The sequence below is a fragment of the Burkholderia ambifaria AMMD genome (genome assembly GCF_000203915.1).
GTDB classification, from domain to species: Bacteria; Pseudomonadota; Gammaproteobacteria; order Burkholderiales; family Burkholderiaceae; genus Burkholderia; species Burkholderia ambifaria.
In genome coordinates this window covers 409,941-418,890 of record NC_008392.1, presented here as the reverse complement: position 1 = coordinate 418,890, position 8,950 = coordinate 409,941, and the positions used below count along the sequence as shown (strand labels likewise).

The following is an 8,950-nucleotide window of genomic DNA, read 5'->3' as shown; positions in this document are numbered from 1 at the left end:
AGCCCGAGTTGAACGACTACAAGGCATTGCTCAAGAGCTCGATCCGCAAGATCCAGGAACAGGATCGGCGCATCCGCGAACTCGAGTCCGGCGTCGACGAGCCGGTGGCGATCATCGGCATGTCGTGCCGGTTTCCCGGCGCACCCGACGCCGAAGCGTTCTGGCGCGCGATCGAGGCCGGCGCCGACACGGTGACGACCATGACCGGCCAGCGCTGGGAAATGGAGGCCTGGCATACCGACGCGGCCTCGGCCGAGGCCGCCGAGGCCGGCCGCATCTACACGCGCCGCTTCGGCCTGCTGGAGGACATCGACGGCTTCGAGCCGGGCGCCTTCGGCATCTCCGAGGAGGAGGCGCCCTACATCGATCCGCAGCACCGGCTGCTGCTCGAACAGGCCTGGTTCTGCCTGGAGCACGCGGGCCTCGACGCGAAGACGGTGAAGGGCAGCGACATCGGCGTGTTCGTCGGCCAGATGAACAACGACTACGCGCGGCTGATCCGCCGCGCCGAGGACCTCAATCCCTACGTGGGCGCCGGCAGTGCGCCGAGCGCGGCGGCCGGCCGCCTGTCCTACGTGTTCGGCCTGAAGGGGCCGAGCATCACGATCGACACGGCCTGCTCGTCCTCGCTGGTGGCCGTGCACTTGGCCAGCCAGAGCCTGCGCCTGGGCGAGTGCGGGATGGCGCTGGCTGGCGGCGTGAACCTGCTGCTGAGTCCCGAGACGGCGGTGGGCGCCTGCGTCGCGCGCATGCTGTCGGCGCGCGGGCGCTGCAATACCTTCGGCGGCGAGGCGGACGGCTACGTGCGCGCCGAGGGCTGCGGCCTGGTGCTGCTCAAGACGCTGTCGCGCGCGCGCGCCGACGGCGACACCGTGCTGGCCGTCATCCGCGGCTCGGCGGTGAACCAGGACGGCCGCAGCCACGGCCTGAGCGCCCCGAACGGCCCGGCCCAGGTGCAGGTGATGCGCGATGCGCTGGCGCGCGCGCGGCTCGACCCGGCCGAGGTCGGCTACCTGGAGACGCACGGCACCGGCACCCCGCTCGGCGATCCGGTCGAGGTGCAGGCGATCGACACCGTCTACGGTCGCGCCGAGGGACGCCGCTCGCCGCTCGCGCTGGGCGCCGTGAAGGCCAACATGGGCCACGGTGAATCGGCCGCCGGCATCGCCGGGCTGATCAAGCTGGTGCAGCTGCTGCGGCACGACAGCCTGCCGCCGGTCGCGCATCTCGATGCGCTGAATCCGCATTTCGACGGTCTCAGCGACCAGCTGCTATTCCCGAAGGGCGCCGCCGCCGCGTGGCCGCAAGGGCGCCCGTCGGTGGCCGCGCTAAGCTCGTTCGGCTATACCGGCACCAATGCGCACCTGCTGCTCTCGCCCGGCGACGCGCTCGACGCCGATGCCGAAGCGGCCCGTCCCGCGCATCGCTTCGAGCGCCGCCGCTACTGGCTGCCCGACCACATGACGGCGCGCGCGGGCGCGCTGCCGGCGCTGTTCGAGCCGGTACGCCATCCGTTCTTCGCGACCAGCATGAACGAGCCCGACGGCGGCTCCCTGCTGGCCGGCGAACTGTCGCTGGCGCGTCAGCCCTTCCTGCGCGACCACGTGGTGGCCGGCGAGGTGGTGCTGCCGGCCAGCTGCTTCGTCGATATGGTGGTGCATGCCTGCGCGGCCGCGCTCGGCGCGCCCGCGCGCATCGAACAGATGAGCCTCTTGCAGCCCTGCGTGCTCGGCGAGACGCCGCTGGGCCTCTATTGCCGCGTCGGCCCGCGCGGCGGCGACACGCTGGCCGTCGACATCCTGACGCGCCGCGCCGGCCGCGAGGACTGGCAGCACCATGTGCGCGCGAGCGTGCGCGCGGTGCCGGCCGCGGCCGCGCGGCAGCACGACCTGGCTGCCGATCGCGCCGCCTGCCCCGAGCCGGTTTCGCCCGAGGCGCTGCGGCGCGAGGCGCGCGAGGCCGGGGTGGCCTACGGGCCGGCATTCCGCGCGATCGAGGGCCTGTGGCGCGGGCCCGGCGTCGCGCTGGGCCGCATCGTACGGCCGGCCGCGCTGGGCGCCGGCTGGAACGGCCCGGGCCTGCACCCGGTGATGCTCGACGCCTGCTTCCAGGTGATCGGCGCGGCGGCGGCCGGCGAGGGCGGCGCGGACGGCCCGCGCGGCCTGTTCGTGCCGGCCGCGCTGCACGGCGTGCGCGACGGCGTGCAGGACGGTGGCCCGCGCGCGGCCACGCTCTGGTGTGTCGCGCGCATCGACGGGCCCGGCGCGCCCTGGGCCGACGATGCCTCGCTGCACGACTACCTGCGCGGTCGCGACAACTTCTCGGTGCAGCTGCGCGTGTGCGACGAGCAGGGCCGCGAACTGCTGTCGATCGAGCGCTTCGAGGCGGCGCGCTATCGCCCGCGGGCAGCCGCCGAGGCATGGCGCGACTGGCTGCTGGAGCGGCACTGGCTGCCGGCCGGCGCGCCGCGCGCGACGGGCTTCGCGCTGACGGCGGCGGCGCTGGTCGCCGACCTCGGCGCCGATGCCAACGCGGCTTCCTACGTGGTGAGCGACGCGCTGCGCCGCGGCTTCGACGAGATCGCCGCCGGCTACGTCGCGCGCGCGCTCGACGCGCTCGAGCTGACGCCGGCCCGGCTGCGCGAGGGGGTGCCGTCGGCGCAGCAGCTCGAGTCGCAATACCGGATCGCGCCCGAGCATCACCGGCTGGTGCGCCGGCTGCTGGCGCTGCGCGAGACGCTGCCCGCGCCGTCGCGCAGCACGCCCGAGATCGAGGCCGAGCTGCGCCGCGCCCTGGGCGGCGAGACGCGCGAGCTGGACCTGCTGGTGCGCTGCGGCGAGGTGCTCGCCGACGTGCTGCGCGGCCGGGTCGGCGCGCTGACGCTGCTGTTCGAGCCGGCCCGTACGGCCGACGTGGAGGCGGTCTACCAGGACAGCGCTGGCAGCCGCGCGCTCAACGACCGGATCGCGGCGCTGCTGGAGCGGCTCGCGACGTCGCGGCCCGAGGGGCGGCCGCTGCGCGTGCTGGAAGTCGGCGCCGGCACCGGCGCCACCACCAGCCGCCTGCTGCCGGTGCTGCGCGGCCGCGCGGCCGAGTACGTGTTCACCGACATCTCCGCGCACTTCCTGCATCGCGCCCAGGACAAGTTCGCCGGCGATGCCTTCCTCAGCTATCGCACGCTCGACCTGGAGCGCCCGCCGGGCGAGCAGGGCTTCGAGGCCGGCGAATTCGACGTGGTGATCGCCGTCAACGTGGTGCATGCCACGGCCGATATCGCGCGTTCGCTCGCGCATCTGTCGAGCTGCCTGACCGAGGGCGGGATGCTGGTGCTGCGCGAGGTGACCGAGCCGCAGGCCTGGCTCGACCTGAGCTTCGGGCTCACGCCGGGCTGGTGGGGTTTCGCCGATGCGCCGCTGCGCGAGCACGGCCCGCTGCTCGACGCGGCGCAATGGGAGCAGGTGTTGCGCGAACAGGGTTTCGAGCCGGCGCTGGCCACCGCCGAGGCGGGCCGCACCGAGAGCGTGATCGTGGCGCGCAGGACTGCCGCGAGCGCGGCCGGGCACTGCGTGGTGTTCGCCGACCGGGATGCCTGGTCGGCCGGGCTGGTGGCGGCGCTGCGCGACAGCGGGCGGCGCGTGTCGGTGGTGGAGGCCGAAGCGGGTGCCGAACGCGCGCCGCTCGAGCGCGACGATTTCGCCGCGCGCCTGGAAGCGCTGGAGGCCGAGCACGGTGGCGTCGACGAACTGGTCTATGCCTGGTCGGCACGTCCGGCCGCGCTCGATACGGTCGATCCCGAGACCGCCGCGGAGCCCTATCTGCGCGAGCCGCTCGCGCTGTGCCAGGCGCTCTTGCTGCCGCGCTGGCGCCAGCTCGAGGCCAGCTTCCTGACGGCCGGCGCGCAGGCCGTCGCGGGTCGCGTGTCCGAGCCGCTGCAGGCCCTGCTGTGGGGCCACCTGCCCGCCTTCGTCAACGAGAACGCGCGCTTCGCGCGGATCATCGACGTCGATCGCGACGAGCCGGCCGGCGCGGCCCTGCTCGGCGCGCTCGCGCAGCGCGAGGATTGCCAGATCGCGGTGCGCGGCGAGGCCGGCTTCGTGCCGCGGCTGCGCCGCGCCGCCCTCGTCGAGGCCGGCGCGCCGGTGGTGTCGGCCGAGGCCAGCTACCTGGTCACCGGCGGCTTCGGCGCGCTGGGCATCGAGACCGCCCGCGCGCTGGCCGCGCAAGGCGCCCGGCATCTGCTGCTGCTCGGCCGCCGCCTGCCGCCGTCGGCCGAAGTCGCGCTCGCCGGCCTGCGCGAGCAGGGCGTCGCCGTGCACACGCTGCTGGCCGATGTCGGCGACGAGGCGTCGCTGCGCGCGGCACTGGCCGGCGTGCCGGCCGAGCTGCCGCCGCTGCGCGGCGTGGTGCATTCGGTCGGCGTGCTCGACGACGGCGTGATCGGCCAGCAGAGCTGGGCGCGCTACCAGCGCGTGCTGCATCCGAAGCTGGGCGGCGCGCTGCTGCTGCATCGGCTGCTCGCGCCGCGCCCGCTCGATTTCTTCGTGCTCTATTCGTCGGCGGCCGGGCTGATGGGCAATCCCGGCCAGGCCAATCACGCCGCCGCGAGCGCCTTCCTCGACGCCTTCGCCTGGTATCTGCGCGGCCGGGGCGTGCCGGCCGTCGCGCTCGACTGGGGCGCCTGGTCCGAGATCGGCGCGGCCGCCGCGCGCGACGTGGGCGCGCGGCTCGGCGCCGAGGGCTCGATCGCCGGCGTGATCGCGCCCGAGCAGGGCGCGGCCGTGATGGCGCGCCAGTTCGGCTGCGCCAATACGCAGCTAGCGGTGCTGCCCCTGAAGCTGAACCAGCCAATCGACGCGAGCCGCCAGCCGCAGGTGCGGCGCCTGCTGGCCGAATTGCTGGCCGAGGCACCGGCCGGCGGGGCGACGCAGGCGACCGGCGCGGGCGGTGTGACCGGCGGCGCGGCGGCCGATGCCGAGGCCGGGGATGCCTGGCTCGACCGCCTGCTGCGCGTGAGCACGCGCGAGCGCCGCCGCGAGCTCGGCGAGTATCTCGAACAGACGGCGGGAAGCCTGCTCAGGCGGCCCGGCGCGATCGACGGGCAGGCCAGCCTGTTCGACCAGGGGCTCGACTCGCTGCTCGCGATCGACCTGCGCGGCACGCTCGAACGACGCTTCGAGCAGCGCTTCGAATCGACGCTGCTGTTCGATCATCCGAGCGTGGCGGCGCTGACGGAATTCCTGCTCGGCGCGCTGGCGGAGCAGGTGCCGCGCGCCGCGGCGGCACCTGCTTCCTCCACGGCACATGCGGCGCCGGCGCGCGTTGTCGAGGCCGACGCGGCGGACGCGGCCGAGCCCGCATTCGCCGAAGGCGCGATCGCGGTGATCTCGATGGCCTGCCGTTTCCCGGGCGGCGCGAATTCGCCCGAGGCGTTCTGGGAGCTGCTGGCCAACGGCGTCGACACGGCCGGCCCGATCCCGCCCGAGCGCTGGGACCACTCGCGCTACTACGACAGCGAGAAGGGCAAGCCGGGCAAGGCCTATGTCAAGGAAGGCTGCTTCGTCGACTCGGTGGACCGCTTCTATCCCGAGCGCTTCGGCATCGCCGGCATCGAGGCCGAGCTGATGGACCCGCAGCAGCGCATGCTGCTCGACGTCTGCTACGAGGCCTTCGAGCGCGCGGGGCTGGATCCGGCCTCGCTCGGCGGCTCGGAGACCGGCGTCTTCATGGGCGTGATGACGCAGGACTACCTGCAGCTGACCCAGCATGTGCGCGACCACGCCTTCTACGTCGGCACCGGCACTGCCAACAGCATCGTCTCGGGCCGTATCGCGCACACCTTCGGCCTGATGGGGCCGGCGATGACCATCGACACCGCCTGCTCGTCCTCGCTGGTGACCGTGCAACTGGCCTGCGAGCAGCTGCGTTCGGGCGCCTGCGATATGGCGGTGGCCGGCGGCGTGAGCCTGCAGCTCACGCCCGAGCCGCTGGTGCTCGAATGCGCGGGCGGGATGCTCTCGCCGACCGGGCGCTGCCGCACCTTCGACGCCGATGCCGACGGCTTCGTGCGCGGCGAGGGTTGCGGCGTGGTGGTACTCAAGCGCCTGGCCGACGCGGTGGCGGCCGGCGATCCGGTGGTAGGCGTGATCCGCGGCGGCGCGGTCGCGCACGACGGCCGCGCCGGCGGCCTGACGGTGCCCAACGGCCTGGCGCAGCAGCGCGTGCTGGAGAAGGCGCTGGCCGACGCGGGCATCGCGCGCGAGCGCGTGTCCTATGTCGAGGCGCACGGCACCGGCACCCATCTGGGCGACCCGATCGAGCTGAACGCGCTGCAGGCCGTGTATGGCCGCACGCCGCGCGACACGCCGCTGCTGCTCGGTTCAGTCAAGACCAACATCGGCCACGCCGAGGCGGCAGCCGGCATCGCCGGGCTGATCAAGGTGCTGCTGGCGATGCGGCACGAGACCCTGCCGCCGCACCTGCATTACCGGCGCGCCAATCCCAATTTCGACTGGACGCGCGGCGCGCTCGAGGTGGTGGGCCAGCGCCGCGGCTGGCATGCGGCCGCGCCGCTGGTGGCGGGCGTCAGCTCGTTCGGCCTGAGCGGCACGAATGCGCATCTGCTGGTCGAGCAGTATGTCGCGCCGGTGACGCTGCCCGACATGCCGGCCGGCTTCGTGCCGCTGGCGATGCTCTCGCAGGTCGATCGCGCGCAGCTGGCCGCCGACGCCGAGCGTTACGCGGCGGCGCTGGCCAACGGCGCCGAGCTGGCCGATCTCGCCTACACGCTGAGCGTCTCGCGCGCCGGCCACGCGTTGCAGGCGGTGCTGCCGGCCGGCTCGGTCGCGCAGCTGCGCGACGCGCTGCTGGCGCTGGCGGCCGGCACCGTCTCGGGCTTCGAGCGGCCCGCCGCGAGCGTGCCGCTCGAATGGCGGCTCGGCGACGGCGCGCGACCGGTCTGGGCCGCGCAGGCGGTGCATTTCTACGATCTCTACCCGGCCTTCCGCGATGCCGTGGACGCCTGCGTCGAGGGGCTGCGCGTCCGCGGCCGCGCCCCCGTCACGGGCCGCGCGCTGTGCCAGGGTGATGCCGCCGCGTTCGAGGCGGCGATCCTGGTCTATGCCTTCGGGCGGCTGCTGCAGCGTCTGGGCGTGCAGCCCGAGCGGATCCGCGCGCGCGGCCCGCTCTGCTTTGTGGCCGCCGCGCTCGGCGGCGCGCTCGATCTCGACACCATGCTCGACGGCCTCGTGGCCGAGGATGCGCGTGCCGTGCGCGCCGCGCTGGCGCAGCTGGGCCAGCGCGAGAGCGAGGTCTCGCTCGCCTTCGAGCCGCAGCCGTCCTGGCAGGTCGAGCTGAACGAGGCGGCCGCGCTGGCCTGCCGCACGCATGCGCCGGCGCGCAAGACGACGCGCATGCCGGCCGTGATCGACCTGCCGGCCGCTTCGCTCGACGCGCGCCCGCTGGGCGGCCTGGCCGCGCTGGTCGCCGCGCTGCCGGCGCGCGGCCAGCGCATCGACTGGCATGCCTATTTCGAGCCCTCGCGGGCACGCCGCATCGCGCTGCCGGCCAGCCACTTCCCGGCGCGCCGCTACTGGGTGCCGCAGACGGCGCCCTCGACGACCCCGGCGGGCGGCCTGGTCGTCGCCGACCTGACCTCCGCGCGCGACGGCAGCCGCTATGTCGAGTTCGCACTCGATCGCGAGCGTCATCCCTTCCTCGACGAACATCGCCTCGGCCGCGACAACGTGCTGCCCGCGGCCGGCTCGCTCGCCTTCGTGCTGCATGCGCTGGGCCGCGAGGCGCTGGCGGGCGGCGTCACGCTCGACGAGGTGCGCTTCCTGCGGCCGCTGCGCTTCGGCGCGCGGCTCGACGTGCAGCTGGAGATCGGCGCCGACGGCCAGGCCTCGCTGCATGAGCGGGCCGCCTCGCTTGCCGATCGGGCGGCGCGGGCTTTCGCGACCGTCGCGAAGCTGAGCCTGGGCGGCGGCCCGACGCCGGCGCAGGCCGAACCCTGGCTCGCCGCGCTGCGTGCCCTGCGCGAGCAGGCGCCGGCGCGTCAGGACGGCGAGGCCTTCTATCGCGATCGCCTGCCGCCGCAGCTGTGGCTCGGCGCGGGCTACCGGCGCATCGAGGCGCTGGTCTGCGACGGCGGCCTCGCGCTGGCCGAGATCGCCACCGTCCATTCGGACTTCCTGGTCGATCCGCGCGTGCTCGACGCCTGCCTGCAGGCCGTCAACGCGATCGACACCGGCTCGGACGAGCCGGCGGGCGCGAGCTACCTGCCTTATGCGCTGCGGCGCGTCTGGCTGGCCGGCTGGCCCGCTGGCCGGCGCATGCGCTGCCTGGTGCGCCATCTGCCCGAGGCGGGCGCGGCCGGCGAACTGGTCTACGACCTCGCGCTGATCGACGAGCAGGAGCGGGTGTTCGCGCTGATCGAGCACGCGCGTTTCCGCCGCGCCGCGCTGCTGGCAGTCGAGGACGAGGCCGTGCCCGCGGCGGGGCAGGACGAGGCCGCCCGGGCTGCGCCGGCGGCGGCCGAGCCGGCGATCGCCTTGCCCGACGAGTTCGCCCAGCTGATGCCCGACGCGAAGCAGGACCTGGTCGCGCGGCTGGTGCGCGAGCTGCTGGTGCGCTTCCTGAAGATCGACGCGGGCGCCGTGTCCGACGAGCGGCCGTTCTTCGAGCTCGGCATGGATTCGGTGTCGGCCCTCGAATTCAGCGACGAGCTCGGCGCCTGCTTCGCGCTCGACCTGCATGTCGACACGATCTTCGACTACCCGAGCGTCGCGAGCCTGAGCGCCTACCTGCTCGAACGGCTGGCGGCGGCACAGGCGCGGCAGGCGCCGCCGGGCCCGGCCGGGCAGGCCGCGCCGGCCGATGCCGCCTTGCCGATCGACGAACTGTCCGCGCTGCTCAGGCAAGAGATGGGCGACGACTAACCGCACCTTCCAGG

At 74.4% G+C, this 8,950-nt stretch carries 1 protein-coding gene; it reads left to right on the top strand.

The features are described 5' to 3' along the window. Nucleotides 1-8: 8 nt before the first annotated feature. A complete protein-coding gene (locus tag BAMB_RS29495; protein ID WP_011660808.1) occupies nt 9-8,936 on the top strand; it encodes an SDR family NAD(P)-dependent oxidoreductase in 8,928 nt (2,975 codons plus the stop codon). Nucleotides 8,937-8,950: the final 14 nt, after the last annotated feature.